Genomic DNA, 19,163 nt, shown 5'->3' with positions numbered 1-19,163 from the left:
AGTGGTTTAAAAGTTAATTTTAATATTTATATGCTAATTTAGTGTTAAATTTTATTTTTCAGTCAATAAAAAAGTAAATATTGTATATTTGTTCTTATTAGAAAAAACTGAATTATGAGTACAGTAGTTAAACAAGGTAAGGGCGAGATGTTCATTGCCAAAGAAGAAAAATATGGAGCGCACAATTATCATCCTCTTCCGGTCGTCTTGGAACGAGCTGAAGGAGTTATGGTGTGGGATGTTGATGGAAAGTCTTATTTTGATTTCTTATCTGCATATTCAGCTGTCAATCAAGGACACTGCCATCCACGTATTGTACACGCTTTAAAAGAGCAAGCCGAGAAATTAACATTAACATCCAGGGCATTTTATAATAATAAACTGGGTGATTTTGAAGAAATGCTTTGTCATCTTTTTGGATTTGATAAGGCTTTGGTCATGAATTCGGGCGTTGAAGCTGTGGAAACAGCAATGAAGCTTTGTCGTAAATGGGCCTATCAGGTGAAAGGTGTAGCAGCCAATCAAGCGAAAATTGTCTTTGCCAAGGACAATTTCCATGGTAGGACAATCTCTGTGATATCGGCATCCAATGATCGTACTGCAACACACGAATTTGGGCCCTTTTTAGATGGCATAGTACTCGTTCCCTATAATGATGTTGATGCACTAGAACAGTTATTCAAAGCAGATGAAAATATCGCCGGTTTTATCGTTGAGCCAATTCAGGGCGAAGCGGGTATTGTCGTTCCTGATGAGGATTATCTGATGCGCGTGAGACAATTATGTACAAAATACAATGTATTGTTTATTGCAGACGAAATTCAAACTGGTATTGCTCGGACGGGAAGCATGTTGGCATCCTATGCTATTGATGATGCGCAGAGTCAAAGCAAACCAGATGTTCTGATTTTAGGGAAAGCTTTATCGGGCGGTGTATTGCCGGTATCGGCAGTGTTGGCAAATGATTCCATTATGTTGTGTATTAAACCGGGAGAACATGGTTCGACTTATGGTGGTAATCCCTTAGCCTGTGCAGTAGCTATGGAAGCGCTAAATGTTGTGCGGGATGAAAATTTGACGCAACGGGCGCTTGAGATGGGGGCCTTGTTTTTGGATGGATTGCGTCAGATTGCTGCTAAGTGTACGTTAATTACAGAAGTGCGAGGAAAGGGGCTCTTGACTGCCATTGTAATTGATGCGGATGAAGAAAGTGATTTGGCCTGGAATATCTGTCTCAAATTTAAAGAAAATGGACTTTTAGCGAAGCCTACACATGGTAACAAAATTCGATTGGCTCCGCCGCTGGTTATTACAAAAGAGCAAATCGAGACTTGCTTAGGGATCATTGAGCGATCGTTGACTAATTTGAAATAGTGTATGGAGAAAATGATTGAATTGATCAAAAACAGATCGGATATAGGAGCAGGGACTAGGGGGTCAGATCTGGGCATCGACGCCATCGAGATAGCTGCAATTAATAAAGGGAGTCAATATTTCATTAACTATCCATTTGTTGATGTGCCGACTCGAAATAGCTCCATTTATCAGAATGATAATCATCCTTTTGCGAAACATATTCAGCAGGTTTATGAACAATGCAAACAAGTAGCTTCCACCGTTGAAGATAGCTTATCTTCCGGCAATTTTCCATTGGTGTTTTCAGGGGATCATTCCTCCGCAATGGGGACGATCAGTGGTATAAAGTCCGCTTATCCTGATAAACAACTCGGTGTGATCTGGGTAGATGCGCATGCCGATATTCATTCTCCGCACACAACACCTTCTGGTAATATGCATGGAATGCCTTTAGCGGCGATGCTGAATGAGGATAATATTCCATGTAAAATCAATGAAATAGACGAATCGACACAAGAATTTTGGAACAAACTAAAACGAATAGCTGGCCCAGTAGGTAAAATACTATCCAATCATTTGATTTATTTTGGTGTAAGGGATACGGAAGAACCGGAAGATCTGGTCATTGAACGACTTGGCATTAAGAACTATCGTGTGGAAGATACCAGACAGCGGGGAATAACCAATTGTGTGGCTGAAGCATTGAAAATCCTAGAAGCATGTGATATGATTTATATCTCTTTTGATGTGGATAGCATGGATAGTGAATTGATCTCGGATGGCACCGGAACACCAGTACCGAAGGGGTTTTTGCCAAGGGAGATTGTGTCGATTTTAGAAGAGATCATCCGATCGGGTAAGGTGATTTGTTTTGAAATTGTTGAAGTTAATCCACTATTGGACAATAAGGGTAACAAAATGGCAGAGGTGGCATTTGATATATTAGAACGGATCACTCCGCTCATTGAATTGAAATCGGCTAACTAACCGGCTTTCAAATTGCCTGTTTTGAAGCCCTTTTATTGCTCGATATTGGCAATGAAAGGGCTTTTTTAATTGCTCATCGTTTTGCTTGTTGGATAAAATAAGTCAGTCTTCCTGATGTTAAAACTTGCGTTGCTTTAGGTGATTTAATATTGTGTTAACATGCTTCATGTAAATTTGCAATTCGATTATTTACATGAAATATGAGGATTTCTGAGAGAATTATTTTGTTTCTACTTTTTTTTATACAACTTTTTTCGTGGCATCCAGTTACTGCGCAGGTTAAATCCTTTAAAGATATCAGGGCGTTAAGTCAAAAACATCCGGATTCGGCAATTATGTTGGTCAAAAAACGCTATGCAAAAGCTGTTAGTGATAAGGACCTCGTATTACAGGGCAATTGTTTGCAGGCAATTGGATGGTTATGTGTTAATCAGGGGCATTATGGACAGGCACAAGATTACTATTTTCAGGCAGATCGAATTTATACGCAATTAGATTCAAAACAGCATCTTGCTTCGAATTGGAGTGATATCGGGGAGCTCAATATTTTCAACAAACAACATGATCTAGCGAAAGTTTATTTTAACAAGGCGCTACATTCTTTCCGAACAGAAGGGGATAAAAATGGAGAGGCAGGTACATTAGGGAATATAGGTCATTTATTTGAAAAGGAAGCGAACTACGACTCCGCCTTTGTCTACCAGAATCTTGCTTTGTCCATTTATAGCAGTATTGGTAATAAAAATGGAGAAGCCAAGATCCATGAAAATTTAGGCAGTATTTATGAAGATCTTGCAAGGTATGACAGCGCTTTTTTTCATTTTGAAAAAGCACGTACCCTCTATACGGAAACAAAAGACAATTATGGAAAAATTGTGGTCATAAATAATATGGGCGATATTTTTAGGAAGACCAATAAATATCCAGAAAGTATTAAACTCACGCAATTGGCTTATCAGATGGCGGAAAATTTGGGTGATGTGTATCAAATGGCTGCTACGACAAAAGATTTGAGTAGAACCTACGCCTTGCGTGAGCAGATGGATAGCGCCTATTTTTATGCAGAAAAGAGCCGTAAGTTGGTGCTTGAACTTTATAGTGTGGATGGTGCTCGCCATACTGCTTTTTTTCAGGCACTCTACGATATGAATCAACAAGCCGAAGAGATCGAGAAATTACAAGTAACCAAAAGAATCAACTTAATCATGCTCTGGGGAACAATCGTGGTTTTAATTTTGTTAATTGTATTATCCTATGTATTGCATAGTCGCCAGAAAATTAAGATCAAAAACCAGATCTCCGATTCCCGAAAACAGGAGGCCGAACGCGAGTTGACCGAAATTGCACTTAAAAACCAGTTGCTTGAAGATAAGCAGCTCAAACAGGAACTGTCGCTCAAGCAAAAGGAATTGACATCCCATACCTTAAATTTAATCCGTAACAATCAATTTTTGGAAGAACTTCGTGATGAATTAAAAGGAATGGTTAAGGACGAACGCCGGGATCAAAAACGACAGATGCAGAAGTTGGTGTTGCAGATCAATGAAAATATCACACAGGGTATTCATTGGAAAGAGTTTATGGGAACTTTCGAAAAGGTACATCACAGCTTTTTTGAAAAACTTATTCAACAATTTCCAGATTTGACGGCCGCGGATATGCGGTTAATCGCATTGCTTAAAATAAATTTGAATAATATCGATATTGCCGTCTTATTGGGCATATCACAAGATAGCCTTCGTGTTGCCAGACATCGATTGCGAAAAAAATTAAGATTGGAACAAGGAGAGGACCTCGCGGGCTATCTTGTTGGGATTTCATAATTTTTTAACACAGGAGTAATAGAATGTTAATGGCGCTTAAATAGTATTTAAACTGTTGTTTATTAGTTGTTTAGTAGTGTTTGTTTCCTCGCTGTATAACCCATTTTCTGCCTTGTTTCCTTGTTGTAACGCTCGATATTTTGTGTGATTAAAATTGGCTTCCATCTTTGCGACAACAATCAAAGATTCATAATAATCTAAGCAAAATGAAAAACTTTTTAACAGTATTACTTGCCTCCAGTATTTCGGTCAGCGCTGCTTATGCGACCAAAATCAAAGGTAAGGTATTGGATGGTCAGACTGGTGAAGCTATTGCTGGTGCAACAGTTTTCTTGGAACAAAGTGGGCTATCGACCAAAACACAATTGGATGGTTCGTTTGAATTCAAAGGATTATCTGCAGGTGTGGATAAGGTCCATATCAAGCATATGGCTTACGCCGAACTAATTAAAGAAATCGAGATTCAAAAAGAAAATACCCCTCATTTTATTTTTCAGCTGACATCGACCGAACAAACATTAATGGAAGTAACTATAAAAGGACGTCGAAACGGTGGGGATGACGATCCTAGCGCGCGGCGTTTGGAGAAGAATGCGTCACAAATTATGAATGTTGTTTCGGCACGCGCAATAGAGATTTCTCCCGATATCACCGTCGCAAATGTTATACAGCGTGTTTCGGGTGTATCCATAGAAAGAAATTCGAATGGCGAGGGGCAATACGCAATTCTGAGAGGGATGGATAAACGTTACAACACGACTTTGGTGAATGGCGTAAAAGTTCCGAGTCCAGATAATAAATACCGTTATGTGCCTTTGGATTTATTTCCTTCAGATATGTTGGAACGCTTAGAAGTCTACAAGTCGCTAACACCAAATATGGAAGCCGATGCAGTGGGTGGGGTTGTCAATATGGTTATGAAATCGGCGCCGACAAAGCTATTGCTTCAAGCAAATTTGGCAACGGGTTATAGCCAACGTTATTTTAATCGGGATTTTGGAAGCTTTTCAACAAGCGGAACCTCGGCAAAATCGCCATATGAACAGCATGGGAAGAATTACAATGCAACCGCAGCTGATTTTAATAAAGGTGCATTAGATTATACTTATAAAAAGCCCCTTCCAGACCTTGTCGGCAATTTGACAATAGGCAATCGGTATTTGGATGATAAATTGGGCGTTATTTTGGGTGCGAGTTATCAAAATTTACATCGTGGCAGTCGTTCTATTTTCTACAAATCGGCTGTCGTTGGCGTAAATCCCAATGCGGTAATTACTGAGCAGAGTGATCGTCAATATGATGAACAGCAACAACGCTTAGGTTTGCATAACAAGATCGACTATCGATTTAATCTGAATCATCGGATTAGCTTCTATCAAATGTATGTGAATTTAAATAACATGCAATTGCGTGATGCTGTGAATACGATATATAATGGCCAGTATGATCCCAGTATTGGTAAAGCCGAACTGACCTATGTGACAAGAAGTCGAAAAACACAGCAACAGATCTACAATGGTACCCTACAGGGGGATCATCATTTTTTAGATAATCGGCTGAATGTCCGTTGGTCAGGTGTGCTTTCTTCAGCGCGCAATCAATTGCCACAAAATACGATGATCAGTTTGGATGGCGTAGAAGAAAATTTTGAACGTAAAAGAACTTCTCTCGTCAATAAATCTCCTGTAACCCATCGCTGGGAACGGAATACGGATAATGATCATGCAGGTTATTGGGATGTAGCTTATAAAGTTCCAATGGAAAACAGTAAGCTGGAGCTATCGACCGGAGGTCTGTATCGTGATAAACAGCGTAGTAGTTTTTACAATAACTACAACTTATCACCAGCTTCTGCAGAAGAGGCAAAGTATAAATACGGTGTGGATTTTCAGCGCTATACCGATCTCAATCTGACTGTCACCAATCCTACTGGAGCTGTCGCAAATCCACTAACTTACGACGCTGGTGAGAAGACCACAGCATTGTATGGCATGTTCAATTATGAGAATGACAAATGGCAGATGATCGGTGGAATCCGGATGGAACACAGCAATCAGAATTATAAATTATTGTTTCCTGCAGGAGAAAAAAGACCGGAGGGATCACAAATTTATACAGAATGGCTGCCAAGTTTGACCATGAAATATCATTTGGACGAAAAACAACAGCTTCATGCGGCTTATTATCGCGCGTTAAACCGACCTGGATTTTATGAAATTGTACCCTCAAGTGTGGTTAATGAAGAGTTTTTAGAAAAAGGAAACCCAGATTTAAAACATGCCATAGCAGATAATTTCGATTTAAGGTATGAGTTATTCCCTGAAGCTTCCTCACAATTTCTTGTCGGTATGTTTTATAAGAAAATCAAAAACCCAATTGAATATACCTTTCAACCGGATGAGGTTCGTAAGCAAGATGTATACTACACTCCAGGTAATTTTGGTAATGCCAACAACTTTGGTGTCGAGGTTGATTACATCAAGTATATCCAGAAATTTGGTGTTAAGGCCAATTATACCTATACACATTCACGTATAACGACCGCTAAGATGTCACGTCGAATCAATGAAACCACACAGGACCCAGAAGCGATAATCGTGGATCAAACTAGACCATTATATGGGCAAGCTGCACATGTGGCCAATCTATCATTGCTTTACAAAGATGCTAATAATGGCTGGGAAGGACAGTTGGCTGGATCTTATACCGGCTCACGGATCAATACAGTATCGCAATTTTTGAACGATGATTTATGGCAAAAGGGATTTGTTCAGTTAGATGCTTCTATTGAGAAAAAATTTAAAGCAGGTTGGGCCGTTTTTGCCAAAGCCAACAACATCTTGAATACACCCATGGAATTGTATGTGAAAGGAACAAATCCCGAAAATGAGAAGATTGCCGAAAAGCTTATTGAAGGCGGAAATACATTGATTAGAAAGGATTTGTATGGACAGAACTATATCCTTGGTTTACGTTATTCGTTTAGTAAATAATAGACCCGCGTAAAACACAACATGTTTTAATCTGAACATGTACGGTGTGAAATAACAACAGTTTGTTTCGGTGAAGCTTTCCCTTTTTTGGAACGATCAAGTTTTGAACAAGTATGATTCGCTTCATCATTAAAATTAAATATATACAGATGAAAAATAAATGTATTTTATCGTTTCTAGCATTTTTTATCGTGGTGTTAAGCGCCTGTGAAAAAGCAAATATTGATGTTGATACTTCTGATGCCGATGGAAGTGCTATCGGCGAGGTCTCCGGTGTGTGGAATAAGGGGAGTGTGCAGCATATTAAGGGGGATATTATTATTCCCGAAGGTAAGACACTAACGATTGAGGAAGGCGTAACTGTATTGATGGATTCTGTCAATAAGCCTGAAATTGTTGTTTTGGGTAATTTATATGCGTTAGGTACAGCTGAAAATCCTGTCAAGTTTACGGTTGAAGATGGGTATAAGACGAAGACGAATGAATTTGGCAAATTATGGGGAGGAATTTTAGCCGCTCCAAGCTGTCAGGAACTTGTTTTGGACAATACCATCATAGAGTATGGGGGGGCAATTACATCAGACGCGTCAACTTCCGTAAAGATGGGCTTGTATAAAAAGGTGTCTGGTGAAGCTTTACCAGCGCTATGGTTTTCTAATCCAAATGGAAAACTAGTGGTTCAAAATAGTACGGTAAGTCATTTTCACGAAGACTGCACGTATATTGAAGGAGGAAAAATCATTTTTGCTAACAACCGTTTCTTTTCCAATGGGGTGACAGGTGGCGAAGCGATGAATTTCAAATCCGGATGTCTTGCAGATGTTGCTTATAACCTAGTGTATAGTGTAAATACCAATGCATTAAAACTGTCCAATTCAGGAGACCGTACACCCCAGGCTTATATTATTGTTTACAATAATACCATGCTCAACACTGGATGGCGCAGACCGACAGCCAAAGGAGGTTCGATTTGGTTAGAAGCATCTGTCAGAGCCGAGATTTACAATAATCTTTTTGCTAATACGCGGTTTGGAGTCAAGCGCGACCCGAAAAAGCCAGAAGATAACCGTTCTGTGTCAAGTAATAACTGGTACTATGGTTACAGCCAATTGAATGTAGATCAGTTTCAGGTCGGCAAAAATGATATTGTAGGCGGTAGTAATGATATTAGAGGTAAAGTGGCAGGAGATAATAATCCTAAATTTATAGCCTATCCTTTGGAAACCTCAGTCGACAACTATCTGTTTGACGCCACCTGGGATTTTCATCTCCAAGGGAATTCACCTGCATTAAAGGCTGGTACCCTTGCTTTTAAACCTCATTTTACGAGTGGCCTGGTGATGTCAAACGGTCTAATCTATAGTTCTCCCCAGCCAGCAGCATATGTTGGGGCATTCGGTTCCAAATTCTAATTTACTTCATATAATGACAAATTTAAAAACAATACTAACACTAACTTTGGGAGCATCAACCCTGCTTCAAATGGCATGCGAAAATGCGCAAACAAATAATATAGAATCAGTTAAGCCCGTTATTGTGACTGATGCTGTACGTTATGATTCGGATGATCCCGCAATTTGGATCAATAAGAGCGATCCGAGCAAGAGTTTGATTATAGCAACGGATAAAGATGCCGATGGAGCTTTATTCGTGTACGATTTACAGGGTAAAACGGTCAAAGAAAAAGTGGTTTCCAATTTAAAACGACCAAACAATGTTGATGTAGCCTACGGTTTGGTATTGGGGGGGAAACCTGTCGATATCGCCGTCACAACAGAGCGTATGACCCATAAATTGCGTGTCTTTTCATTACCCGATATGAAACCGATCGATCAAGGGGGACTGGATATGTTTGTTAGCGAAACTGAACCGGAATTTAGGGATCTGATGGGGATTGCCCTATATACTTCCCCAAAAGGAGAGATCTATGCTATTGTTGGACGGAAAAATGGACCAAAAGAAGGCTATTTGGGTCAATATTTATTGGAGGATAATGGTTCTGGTACGGTAAAAGCTACATTGGTTCGCAAATTTGGTTCATTTAGTGGAAAAAAAGAGATCGAGGCGATAGCGGTGGACAATGAGCTTGGATATATTTACTATTCGGACGAACAAGTTGGCGTAAAACAATACTATGCCGATCCAGCAAAGGGAAACCAACAGTTGGCATTATTTGCTACAACAGGTTTTAAAGAAGATCATGAAGGTATTTCGATTTATAAATTGACCGATAGTACCGGATATATCTTGGTGTCGGACCAGGGTGCAAATCGTTTTCAGGTCTTTAGTCGGGAAGGAACCCAAAGCAATCCTTTCGAACACAAATATCTGAAGACTGTACCGGTTATGGCAACACAAAGTGATGGTTCAGAAACGACCTCCTTTAATTTAAATGAAACCTTTAAACATGGCTTGTTTGTTACTATGAGCGACGATAAAACATTCCATTACTATCGATGGGAAGATATTGCCGGAGCGGATTTGAAAAAGAAATAGGTTATAGAATAAGTGCTAGAGCAACAGTTGTTATTTGATTACAGCTGTTGCTTTTTTTTGCTATTGGTAATATTTGTTTAAAATACCTCGCGTTATGCTTTATGCACTGAGCGGAATTTTAAACCAAAAGGTTGATCCTTGACCAATCTGGCTGTTGACACCAATTTCTCCTTGATGTTTTTGAATAATTTCTTTGCAAATAAACAGCCCAATGCCAAATCCCGACGCGTAACAATCTGCATCGTCATTTACACGATAGAATTTGTTGAATATTTGTTTCTGGTCCTTGTGATTGATGCCTTTTCCTTGGTCTTTGATCTCGACTTCAAAATAACCTGATTGTATTGCCACATGCAGGGTAATTGTTGAATTACTGGGTGAATATTTAATGGCATTGTCCATGAAGTTGATTAGCACTTGTTCGATTTTATCACGATCGGCAATAATCTCCAAATTCGAATCTATTGCTCCTGTATAATGGATGAAGTGCTTTACCGATTTTAAAGAATAGATATTTTGAATATAATCGATTAAAGAGCAAACGTTAAATGTCTTTTTGCGAAGCACTAGCTTACCCTCATTTAATTGAGTAACATTTAAAAAGCCGTCAATTAAACCGCGCATACGCGTTGCTTGCTCATTCGATTGGTGGAGATATTGCATGCGCTTTTCGGTGCTCAGTGTACCTTCTTTGGCCTGAAGTAATTGGATATAGGCAATTAGTGAGGTCAACGGTGTTTTAAGTTCGTGACTTGCGATACTAATAAAGTCTAGTTTTTTCCTTTCTTCTTCCTTGTCATTGGTGCTGTCTATTATAGCGCCGTAGATCATATGTCTTGTTGTATCCGATTCCAATTGACTTCCACCTATTGACCTTAACCATTTTATCTTACCTGTTTTTTTATCTTTTATTTCACATTGACAATCGAAAGGAGATTGTTTATGTGTTACTTCCAGAAAAACATCATGGATGATAGTTCTGTACTGAGGCAGGATTTGGTCAAAAAAGTCAGCTTCTTTGATGTTGTCTTGCTGATCGAAGCCAAATAATTCACGGCAGCGATCATTGAGTTCCATTGTTTTGGTTTCCATGTCAATAGAAAATATACCGATACCGGCGGCTTCTACGATCATTCTAAACTGTTGATCTCTTTTGGCGATAAGTTGATGAATTGCTTCAAGCTTTTCGTGTTCTTGATGCTGGGTGGTAATATCTATAGCGGTACCTGCAAACCATTCGGGTTGTTGGTCTTGGTCAAAGTATACTCTTCCTTTACAGTGCAACCACCGTAACTGAAGATCTTGTGCTCCAATGGTTCTAAACTGTACGTCATAAACACCTTTGTTTTGATAAGTCAGTGATTTTTTGACTTCTTGATCGATTCTATTCCTATCTTCTGGATGAATATATTTAAGGACTTCATTGTATGGAACATACTCACCTTTCGCAAACCCAAAGAGTTCCCGAGTCCGTTCATCCCAATTCACTAAGTAATTTTTACAATTTAAGTTCCATGTTCCCATCTCGGCCGACTGTAAAGCAAAATGATAATGTTCTTCACTCTCAATGATTTTCTTGAGTGCCCCCTTAAGTTTTTCATTTAGATCTTCAGTATGTTTAGATGACAAGGTGTAATTATTCGTTGGGCTCTTATAGTGTTTTCCTGCTATAAGATATTTTTGAGTTAATAAATCTTGTAGCAATTTTCGTTCAATGGTATTTTTTTCCTGTGTTTGTGGGTACTTGTCTTCATTTTCAGGTATCAGTCTAATTTGATTAAATATGCCATAAATTTCACCTTTTTCATCGATGAGCGGATGATATTCAAAAGTGTGCGTATAACCTAGTGAAGACTGTTTTTCCGTTTTGAGTTTAATCCTTATCTTTTCAATGACCGCAGTTTTTCCGTTTATCCAGACATTTTTCAGGAGGGGGATATAGGGTGTTAAATCTTCTCGTTGAAGACAATTTTCAAGACACTGCCCAATAATACGCTGATCACAACCCCAAAGTTTTAACATGTTAGTGCTTGCATAAGAAATATGGAGTTCTGCACTATCATAAATTGCGCAGGCATCCAATGAAGAGGTGAGAACGGCTAAAATATCTTTATCTGAACATATCATAACATAGCAAAAATTAAGTATTGATTAAAGCGATATCGCTATAGCTTGATTTAATAGCATACAAATATTGTTCCTTTCTCATGAGTTTTCGCTCTATCCATAAATGACCGGAGTTGTCGTACGGGATGAAATCCACTATTTTATTTGCCAGTTGATCCTGTGGGCTGTTTCATGTGAACTCATCATGTCGACAGTAGACTGGATAGAAAGTTGTATCTTTATTTTGTTTATGCAGTCTGTTTCTTTTTTATTTCAAATAGCGAATATTATAAATTATCGTTGCAGCATAAGTTTGGAATAAAATAGAATTGAAAGTTTTTATTTAAATGCCATAGAAGATGAATACGGTTAAGATACTATTGGTTGAAGATCACATGGTCGTACGGAATGGTATTAAACTACTTTTAGAATCCCAGGGAGAATTTACGGTGATAGGCGAGGCATCTGATGGTGCAGAAGCGCTGTCTATATTGGCGAATGGTTTAGCTCCTGATATTATTTTAACTGATATAAACATGGAGCATATGGACGGGATGGAGCTTTTAAAAATCATCAGTCAAAAATATCCATTGGTCAAAGTTGTGATATTGTCTATGCTAAATCAAATTCATTATGTTGTTGAAGGTTTTGAACATGGTCTTTCAGGCTACCTGTTGAAAAATATAGGTTACAATGAATTACTTTTTGGATTAAAGCATGTCGCTGAAGGCGGACGCTATATGAGCGAAGAAATTAGTATAGCCCTGCTTGAACTAGTTTCTTCCGGTCAAGTTTATAGGGATGCGGGCTCAAATATCATCCTCGATCTGGAAATAAACGATCGCGAGCTAGAAGTATTGGAGTTAATCGCTGACGGTTTTACAAATTTAGAAATTGCAGATAAAATCTTTTTGAGTAAGCGTACTGTTGAAGGATATCGGCAGAGCTTGATAGATAAAACAAGGGTAAAAAATACCGCGGAATTAGTAAAATATGCTTTTCAACATGGCTTATTAAAAAAATCATGATAACCATTTCTGTATTTGGTGAGCATGACGTAGCGGGCTATTATTGGAAGTACTACGCATCCCATTACTTTAATTTGGTATTCTTTTCCTGAAAACGGTTGAAGATAAATACACCAGCTCCAATAAGAATGAAGGGTATACTAAGCAGCTGTCCCATATTGATGAATAAGGAGTCTTCAAAATGCTCTTGATTGATTTTCAAAAACTCATCTAAAAATCTGAACGAAAACAGCAAAACCAACAGCAAGGCGAAATAGTTTCCATTGTTACGTCGAAGATTGTTTTCCTTCCACAAACGATATAACAATACGAATAATAGGAGACAAAATAAGGCTTCATAAAGCTGTGCCGGATGCCGGGGGATAGTATCGATATGGGTAAACACAAAGGCCCAAGGTAAGCTACTTGCTGTGCCAATCATTTCAGAGTTCATTAAGTTGCCCAGTCGAATGCAAACACCAGCTAAAGGGACGACCAAAGCAATCCGATCTGCAACCCAGAGAAAAGGAAGTTGCTGTTTTTTTGCAAATAAATAGATAGCGATTAGTATGCCTATACCGCCACCGTGGCTTGCCAGCCCACCTTCCCATATGGCTAATATTTTTAAGGGATTATTGAGGTAATAACCGGGATCGTAAAATAATACATGCCCTAGTCTAGCGCCAATGACAGTGCCAAAAACAATATAAATGGTTAGTTGATCTAAAAACTCGGGTGGCCGACCTTCTTTCTTAAATAATGATCCTAATATCTTATAACATAATACAATACCCAATAACCAAAATAGTCCGTACCAGCGAATAGGGTGTTCAATAAGTGGAATAACAAAGATATCACTATCTATAGTCCAGTTTATGTAAGTAAAGATTAGATTATTTACCATATTACGTTTTAGCGTGATGCTATATGATATAAGTATGTGGTATGGCTATTTCGTTACACGTTTTGATAAAAAACGAAATTCTCTTTATCGATGCAAATATTGAGTCATATATTGCGATTATTAAATAGGAAGTTTTTATTGTTGACCAATTTGTATGTTTGTGGGGAGTAAAAGAAAATTAACTCTATCTGCGATCAATAATTGCACTCGGTGTTTTTACTGAGGAAGAATATTAACATAAGTATCAGTGGGGTTAAATACTTTTAAAAGTATATATTGGTTTTTTTGATAATATTCCGATATTCGACAATAGATAACATGATATGGATAGTAGTGCCTTGCCTATTTTTTATAGCTGTTGATATCTTGTGAAAGCTTATTATAGTTAATGGAGGAGGTAATGGAAAAATATAAAACCTTCATGTAAATTTAAACAGATAGTTATATTCTGATGATACGAAATATGACAAGATTTACTTTTTGTTTTTTATCTCTCGTGCTAATGGCACAGTTACTCTCTTGTCATCAAAGTGGCCGTCAGACGTCTAGAAATAATGCGCATACTGAAGATAAGGCACTTGATTTAACCTATCAGGACACATTATTAAAATTTCTCGCTCTACAGGATTTTAGGGATCAATCTATTATAGCAAAGAAGACAACGGAGTTTGCACAGGATAGATATTTTAATATTTCTGGCTATAATTGGATTTTTTTGGCGTATAACTACTTGTTGGATGATAAAATTGATTCAATAGAAATTGCGCTGAAAAACCTTGATGGGAAAAAATTGTCTCCGGATTTGCTTGTTCTGAAGGATTACTTTAAAATAAGAGCTAATTTTAGTTTTAATGATGTGACTAATATTGGCATCATGGAACAAATTATCGATGCGAAAGAATATGCATTAGCAAATAAAAGTAGGTTTAGTTTTCTTTTTTTTAATCTATTGGCCAATGCAAATTATCGCCGCGCTGATTATAACCAGGCACTCAAAGATAACGAGTCGTGGTATCATTATCATCCCAATAGATCCGACCCACATGTTGCACAGGCCCATCAGGAGATTAAATTTATACAGTATATTGAATTGCATGATTTTGAGAAATTAAAATTAACATTAGATAGCTGCAAATATTACGCAAATAAAACGGCTGATTCTGCTATTATTATGCGCATGTATAATTTACAGGCGCAGTATTTTTTTAGCATAGGTAATAGTCGAAAAGCAGTAGAGGCATCCCAAAAGTATTTTAATTATTTATCTTCAAAAAAAACACTGAACGCTTATGCTTATGCGAATTTGGCGAAAAACTTTTTGAATGCTCATCAAGTGGACTCGGCCATCTATTATTTTAATGCGGGATTACAGTTTATCAAAACGCATAAAGGCAAGCAAAATAAATTGTTTTATTATCAAAATCTACAATTAGCACATGCGCTTAAAGGAGATTATGAACGGGCCTATTTTACGTTGGATTCGGCTTTTCAGGATTATAAAAATAGTAAAAAAAATATCGAAAATGAGCGAATAAACGAGATCAATACACGATATGAAACTGAAAAAAAGGACCAGGCTATTCAGCTTTTAAAAACAACAAATGCCTTCAACCATCAGATTATGGTCCAACAGCGTTGGATTTTTGTTATTTTATTTGCGCTGATCTTTAGTATTGCATTCTTCATTTATTATCGGAATAAACAAAAGCTGTTGAAAAATATTAATCAGCGTATAGTTGCCGAAAACAGACAATTAATTTTAGAGCAAAAGACACGACAAAACCAGCTTAATCCCCATTTTATTTATAATGCTATAGCTAATTTGCAAGGTTTGATCAGTAGTGAACAAAAAGCAAAAGCAAATCAATATCTCATCCTGTTGTCCCGTCAAATTCGTGATATACTCGAATTAAATAGGGAGGAGTATATTTCTTTGGATCAAGAAATTAAATCATTAAAGAATTATATACTTTTACAGCAGATGCGCTATCAAGATGTATTTGATTTTGAAATTGAGAGCGGTAATTTGGATGTGGACGATGTCATGATTCCCCCCATGTTGATTCAGCCGTTTGTTGAAAACGCTATTGAACATGCTTTCAAAAATTTAAATTATCGCGGACAGTTACAAATTTTTTTTAATCAGCAAGCAGATCAATTGCATATTGTTATCAGTGATAATGGTTGGGGAATGCGCACGGATAAAAAAGAGAATGCGCACAAGACATCTCTTTCACAGGTGATTACCAAAGAGCGTCTTGAACTCTTATTTACTGATCCAAAGCAAAAAGCAAAGATTGAAATAAAACCCAATTATAAAGAAGATAAAAGTGGATATCGTGTAGAAATTTATATCCCACTTGTTTTATATTTTAATTAAATACGTGAAATTATGAAAGTTTATATTCTTGAAGACGAGCATAACATCTATCTGTATATTAAGTCTCTGTTAGATGCGATACCCTATGTTCAGATAGTAGGTTATAGTCCCTCTATTGCCCAGGCAGAACGTGAATTGCTTGAATCTAATCCAGATCTTATTTTAGCCGATATTCAATTGAAAGATGGATCCAGTTTATCCTTCCTTTCAGAACTGAAATTGGACATTAATACCATCTTTATAACAGCATTTAACCAGTATGCCATAGAAGCCCTAAATATAGGTGCCATTGCGTATTTATTAAAGCCATTAGTCCCAGAACAATTTATGGAAGCTATTGAAAAATGTTATAAAAAAAATACGGAATTTAAGTTCAATAGCATGCAATTAAGCATGGCCGAAAGTTATCTGAAATCTCCAAGTAGACCTCGTAAGATAGCGCTTCGTACATTTGAATATACCCAGATCGTGAATATTGATGATATTCTTTATTGTCATGGAGATAAAGGATATACTACATTTTATATCAAAGACAATAAACCGATGATGGTTTCAAAAGTCCTTAAACATTTTGAAACGATGCTTCCTGAATCTGAATTTATTCGTTGTCATCAATCTTATTTAATCAATGCCAATTATATTAAAAAATATTTCAAGGATGGCCAAATAGAAATGTCTGATGGTAAAATGATTCCTGTTGCGACCAGAAAAAAAGATGTCATCCAACAGTTCTTGAATGATATATAAGAATTGAAATAGTAAAGATTCCGTTTTAGCACTGTGTTTATTTGCTAAAAAATATAGCTTTCGTCTTTAATACTAAAATATTTAGTATTACATTTGTGTGTACTATTAAATAGGAGGGGCTATGATGTTAGATGATAAACAAGCTTTGATTAGCAAACTTAAAAAAGACTTACTGTCGTGGCAGGGAGTAGTTCAAAGTTTGAATGATGAATGCGCTATAGATTTGGGGCCTTTGGAAAAAGCTTTTCCAAATGGAATCTTTCCCAAAGGTGTTATACATGAATTTGTTAGCTTTAGCCGCATGGATAGTGCTGCTTCCTGTGGATTTATTGGAGCTTTGCTTGGAAAACTGATGCAAAATGATGGGATTTGTATTTGGATAGGCTCTATTCAAACGGTATTTCCTGCTGCTATCAAATCATTTGGAGTTGATCCGGCCTCAATTGTTTTTGTCTCCATGAAACGGGAAAGAGATGTTTTATGGGCAATGGAAGAAGCGTTGAAATGCCATGGCATAACAGCCGTATTGGCTGAAATACATCAGCTGGATTTTATTCAGTCAAGGCGCCTTCAACTTGCCGTAGAAAAAAGCCGGGTGACAGGATTTATACTTCAACATAACCCCAAGACCTTGTTGGCGACGAGTTGTGCTGCACGTTGGAAGGTTACTTCTTTACCTAGTCAATCGGATGATGGATTACCTGGTATTGGTTACCCCTGTTGGGAAGTAGAGCTGCTTAAGGTAAGAAATGGTAATCCAGCCAAAGGACAAATTATCTGGTCTCCACAAGGATTTAGAACATTCCTCAAAAAAGATGTGCAGATCACAGATTGGACCTATAATTATCAAAATTTAGGCTAGCCATGAAAAAAAGATTTGCGTCCCTTTGGTTTCGTTACTTAAAAACAGATTGGCTTACTGTCTGTAAGCCACATTTGCAGGATGTTCCTGTTGTTTTGTCTGTCGCTGTGCAAGGAAAATTAATCGTCAGTGCGTGTAACGCATTTGCAGAGCAAGCGGGGATACACGCAGGTATGGCTATAGCAGATGCACGGGCATTTATTCCATCACTTAAAATCATCAAAGAGCAAGCTGGATTGGCTGAAAAATTACTCCATTCCATAGCAGATTGGTGCATAAGGTATACACCATGGGTTTCATTGGATGAGCCCGATGGAATTATGCTCGATATAAGTGGTTGTGCACATCTTTGGGGTGGAGAGGCAACTTACTTAACAAGTATTGTTTCTCAATTTAAACAACATGGTTATACTGTGCGCATGGGCATTGCTGATACCATTGGGGCCGCATGGGCTATCACACATTTTGGTTCTGAAAATACGATTATAAATGAACAGGCGCAGTCAGAGGTACTTTTTCCCTTGCACCCTGCAGCACTACGATTGGAAGAGGTTCAATTGAAAAGGTTGCAATCGCTTGGACTACAGTCAATAGGAAGTTTTGCAAAAATGCCGCGTTCAGTCTTGCGTAGAAGATTTGGTGACAGCCTATTACTTCGACTGGATCAGGCCATGGGGCTGGAAGATGAATTTGTTCTTCCTATAAAAGCTAATTTACCATATGAAGAGCGATTACCTTGTCTCGAACCCATCTGTACAGCACATGGTATTGAACTGGCGCTGGAAGAGTTATTAAACAAGTTGTGTAAACGTTTGTCGGGAGAGGGGAAAGGATTACGTGCAGCTGAATTGAATTGCCACCGCGTGGATGGGAAATTAGAGACAATCAGCATTGAGACTAATCGTGCTACTGCCCAGGTCAAACATATCCTTCAATTATTTGCCATAAAGATTCCACAGATTGAACCGGCATTGGGGATTGAATTATTTACTTTGGAGGTTTCTAAAGTTGAAATCGCAGATCCTATTCAGGAAAATCTTTGGAACAATAGAATTGGCCTCAAAAACCCGACAGTTACCGAACTGTTAGATCGCTTGAAAAGTAGGGACGCCAATTGTGAGATTTCACGCTATGTTCCGTCTGCACATTACTGGCCCGAGCGATCCATGAAAATAGCGACTACACTAGATGAGGTTGCAACTGTTGACTGGCAAATGGCAAGACCACGTCCGACACGATTATTGAAGGTTCCGGAACGTATTATTGTTACAGCTCCCATACCCGATTATCCCCCCATCTTGTTCCGTTATAAGGGAGACATCTATACGATCAGAAAAGCAGATGGCCCCGAACGTATTGAGCGTGAATGGTGGATTGATCCAGGCGAACATCGGGATTACTATGCGGTAGAAGATCTGCAAGGCCGGCGTTTTTGGCTGTATCGTTCGGGGCATTATGACGGGCATACGGATCAATGGTTTATACATGGTTTTTTTGCTTAA

General features: G+C 38.0%; 13 protein-coding genes. 11 read left to right on the top strand and 2 right to left on the bottom strand.

The window, feature by feature from the left end:
• The first annotated feature begins 114 nt into the window (after positions 1 to 114).
• The 6 genes from rocD to AAW12_RS10300 all read left to right on the top strand — a co-directional run bounded on the left by rocD (position 115) and on the right by AAW12_RS10300 (position 9,655).
• Entirely contained in the window at positions 115 to 1,374 is a 1,260-nt protein-coding gene (gene rocD / locus AAW12_RS10325; RefSeq protein ID WP_046673538.1) for an ornithine--oxo-acid transaminase, read from the top strand.
• Positions 1,375 to 1,377: 3 nt separating this feature from the next.
• A complete protein-coding gene (locus AAW12_RS10320; RefSeq protein WP_046673537.1) occupies positions 1,378 to 2,343 on the top strand; it encodes an arginase in 966 nt (321 codons plus the stop codon).
• A 200-nt stretch (positions 2,344 to 2,543) separates the two neighbouring features.
• Positions 2,544 to 4,166: a tetratricopeptide repeat protein gene (locus AAW12_RS10315; protein ID WP_046673536.1), complete on the top strand. Its 1,623-nt coding sequence runs from the start codon at positions 2,544 to 2,546 to the stop codon at positions 4,164 to 4,166.
• Positions 4,167 to 4,372: 206 nt separating this feature from the next.
• Entirely contained in the window at positions 4,373 to 7,159 is a 2,787-nt protein-coding gene (locus AAW12_RS10310; RefSeq protein WP_046673535.1) for a TonB-dependent receptor, read from the top strand.
• A gap of 149 nt (positions 7,160 to 7,308) precedes the next feature.
• Positions 7,309 to 8,571, top strand: a complete 1,263-nt coding sequence (locus AAW12_RS10305; RefSeq protein ID WP_046673612.1) for a right-handed parallel beta-helix repeat-containing protein — start codon at positions 7,309 to 7,311, stop codon at positions 8,569 to 8,571.
• Between the two features lie 13 nt (positions 8,572 to 8,584).
• A complete protein-coding gene (locus AAW12_RS10300; protein ID WP_084823135.1) occupies positions 8,585 to 9,655 on the top strand; it encodes a phytase in 1,071 nt (356 codons plus the stop codon).
• Positions 9,656 to 9,754: 99 nt separating this feature from the next.
• Here the strand turns inward: AAW12_RS10300 and AAW12_RS25435 are convergent, their stop codons facing one another.
• Positions 9,755 to 11,782 carry an ATP-binding protein gene (locus AAW12_RS25435; RefSeq protein WP_053003614.1) on the bottom strand — a complete coding sequence of 676 codons (2,028 nt, stop codon included), beginning with the start codon at positions 11,780 to 11,782 and terminating at the stop codon, positions 9,755 to 9,757.
• 338 nt (positions 11,783 to 12,120) lie between these two features.
• On the opposite strand from AAW12_RS25435, the gene AAW12_RS10290 reads away from it, so the two are divergent.
• Positions 12,121 to 12,789, top strand: a complete 669-nt coding sequence (locus tag AAW12_RS10290) for a response regulator transcription factor (protein WP_046673533.1) — start codon at positions 12,121 to 12,123, stop codon at positions 12,787 to 12,789.
• Positions 12,790 to 12,853: 64 nt separating this feature from the next.
• Here AAW12_RS10290 and lgt read toward each other — a convergent pair whose 3' ends face one another.
• A complete protein-coding gene (lgt, locus tag AAW12_RS10285; RefSeq protein ID WP_046673532.1) occupies positions 12,854 to 13,672 on the bottom strand; it encodes a prolipoprotein diacylglyceryl transferase in 819 nt (272 codons plus the stop codon).
• A gap of 502 nt (positions 13,673 to 14,174) precedes the next feature.
• Between lgt and AAW12_RS10280 the strand changes: the two genes are divergently transcribed.
• The 4 genes from AAW12_RS10280 to AAW12_RS10265 all read left to right on the top strand — a co-directional run bounded on the left by AAW12_RS10280 (position 14,175) and on the right by AAW12_RS10265 (position 19,163).
• Positions 14,175 to 16,052, top strand: coding sequence for a sensor histidine kinase (locus AAW12_RS10280; RefSeq protein ID WP_046673531.1), 1,878 nt, complete (start codon positions 14,175 to 14,177; stop codon positions 16,050 to 16,052).
• 12 nt (positions 16,053 to 16,064) lie between these two features.
• Positions 16,065 to 16,799 carry a LytR/AlgR family response regulator transcription factor gene (locus AAW12_RS10275; protein ID WP_046673530.1) on the top strand — a complete coding sequence of 245 codons (735 nt, stop codon included), beginning with the start codon at positions 16,065 to 16,067 and terminating at the stop codon, positions 16,797 to 16,799.
• 121 nt (positions 16,800 to 16,920) lie between these two features.
• On the top strand, positions 16,921 to 17,661 hold the full coding sequence (locus AAW12_RS10270; protein ID WP_046673529.1) for an ImuA family protein: 741 nt from the start codon (positions 16,921 to 16,923) through the stop codon (positions 17,659 to 17,661).
• Between the two features lie 2 nt (positions 17,662 to 17,663).
• Positions 17,664 to 19,163 carry a Y-family DNA polymerase gene (locus AAW12_RS10265; RefSeq protein ID WP_046673528.1) on the top strand — a complete coding sequence of 500 codons (1,500 nt, stop codon included), beginning with the start codon at positions 17,664 to 17,666 and terminating at the stop codon, positions 19,161 to 19,163.

This window comes from Sphingobacterium sp. Ag1, assembly GCF_000988325.1.
Classification (GTDB): domain Bacteria; phylum Bacteroidota; class Bacteroidia; order Sphingobacteriales; family Sphingobacteriaceae; genus Sphingobacterium.
This window is presented reverse-complemented; position numbering and strand designations above follow the sequence as displayed.

What these genes read in the sequence shown, in the direction of transcription:
- AAW12_RS10310 (WP_046673535.1), top strand. Translation starts at nt 4,373, where the DNA reads ATGAAAAACTTTTTAACAGTATTACTTGCCTCCAGTATTTCGGTCAGC.
- AAW12_RS10270 (WP_046673529.1), top strand. Translation starts at nt 16,921, where the DNA reads ATGATGTTAGATGATAAACAAGCTTTGATTAGCAAACTTAAAAAAGAC.
- lgt (WP_046673532.1), bottom strand. Translation starts at nt 13,672, where the DNA reads ATGGTAAATAATCTAATCTTTACTTACATAAACTGGACTATAGATAGT.
- AAW12_RS25435 (WP_053003614.1), bottom strand. Translation starts at nt 11,782, where the DNA reads ATGATATGTTCAGATAAAGATATTTTAGCCGTTCTCACCTCTTCATTG.
- AAW12_RS10290 (WP_046673533.1), top strand. Translation starts at nt 12,121, where the DNA reads ATGAATACGGTTAAGATACTATTGGTTGAAGATCACATGGTCGTACGG.
- AAW12_RS10280 (WP_046673531.1), top strand. Translation starts at nt 14,175, where the DNA reads ATGGCACAGTTACTCTCTTGTCATCAAAGTGGCCGTCAGACGTCTAGA.
- AAW12_RS10265 (WP_046673528.1), top strand. Translation starts at nt 17,664, where the DNA reads ATGAAAAAAAGATTTGCGTCCCTTTGGTTTCGTTACTTAAAAACAGAT.
- AAW12_RS10305 (WP_046673612.1), top strand. Translation starts at nt 7,309, where the DNA reads ATGAAAAATAAATGTATTTTATCGTTTCTAGCATTTTTTATCGTGGTG.
- AAW12_RS10275 (WP_046673530.1), top strand. Translation starts at nt 16,065, where the DNA reads ATGAAAGTTTATATTCTTGAAGACGAGCATAACATCTATCTGTATATT.
- AAW12_RS10300 (WP_084823135.1), top strand. Translation starts at nt 8,585, where the DNA reads ATGACAAATTTAAAAACAATACTAACACTAACTTTGGGAGCATCAACC.
- rocD (WP_046673538.1), top strand. Translation starts at nt 115, where the DNA reads ATGAGTACAGTAGTTAAACAAGGTAAGGGCGAGATGTTCATTGCCAAA.
- AAW12_RS10315 (WP_046673536.1), top strand. Translation starts at nt 2,544, where the DNA reads ATGAGGATTTCTGAGAGAATTATTTTGTTTCTACTTTTTTTTATACAA.
- AAW12_RS10320 (WP_046673537.1), top strand. Translation starts at nt 1,378, where the DNA reads ATGGAGAAAATGATTGAATTGATCAAAAACAGATCGGATATAGGAGCA.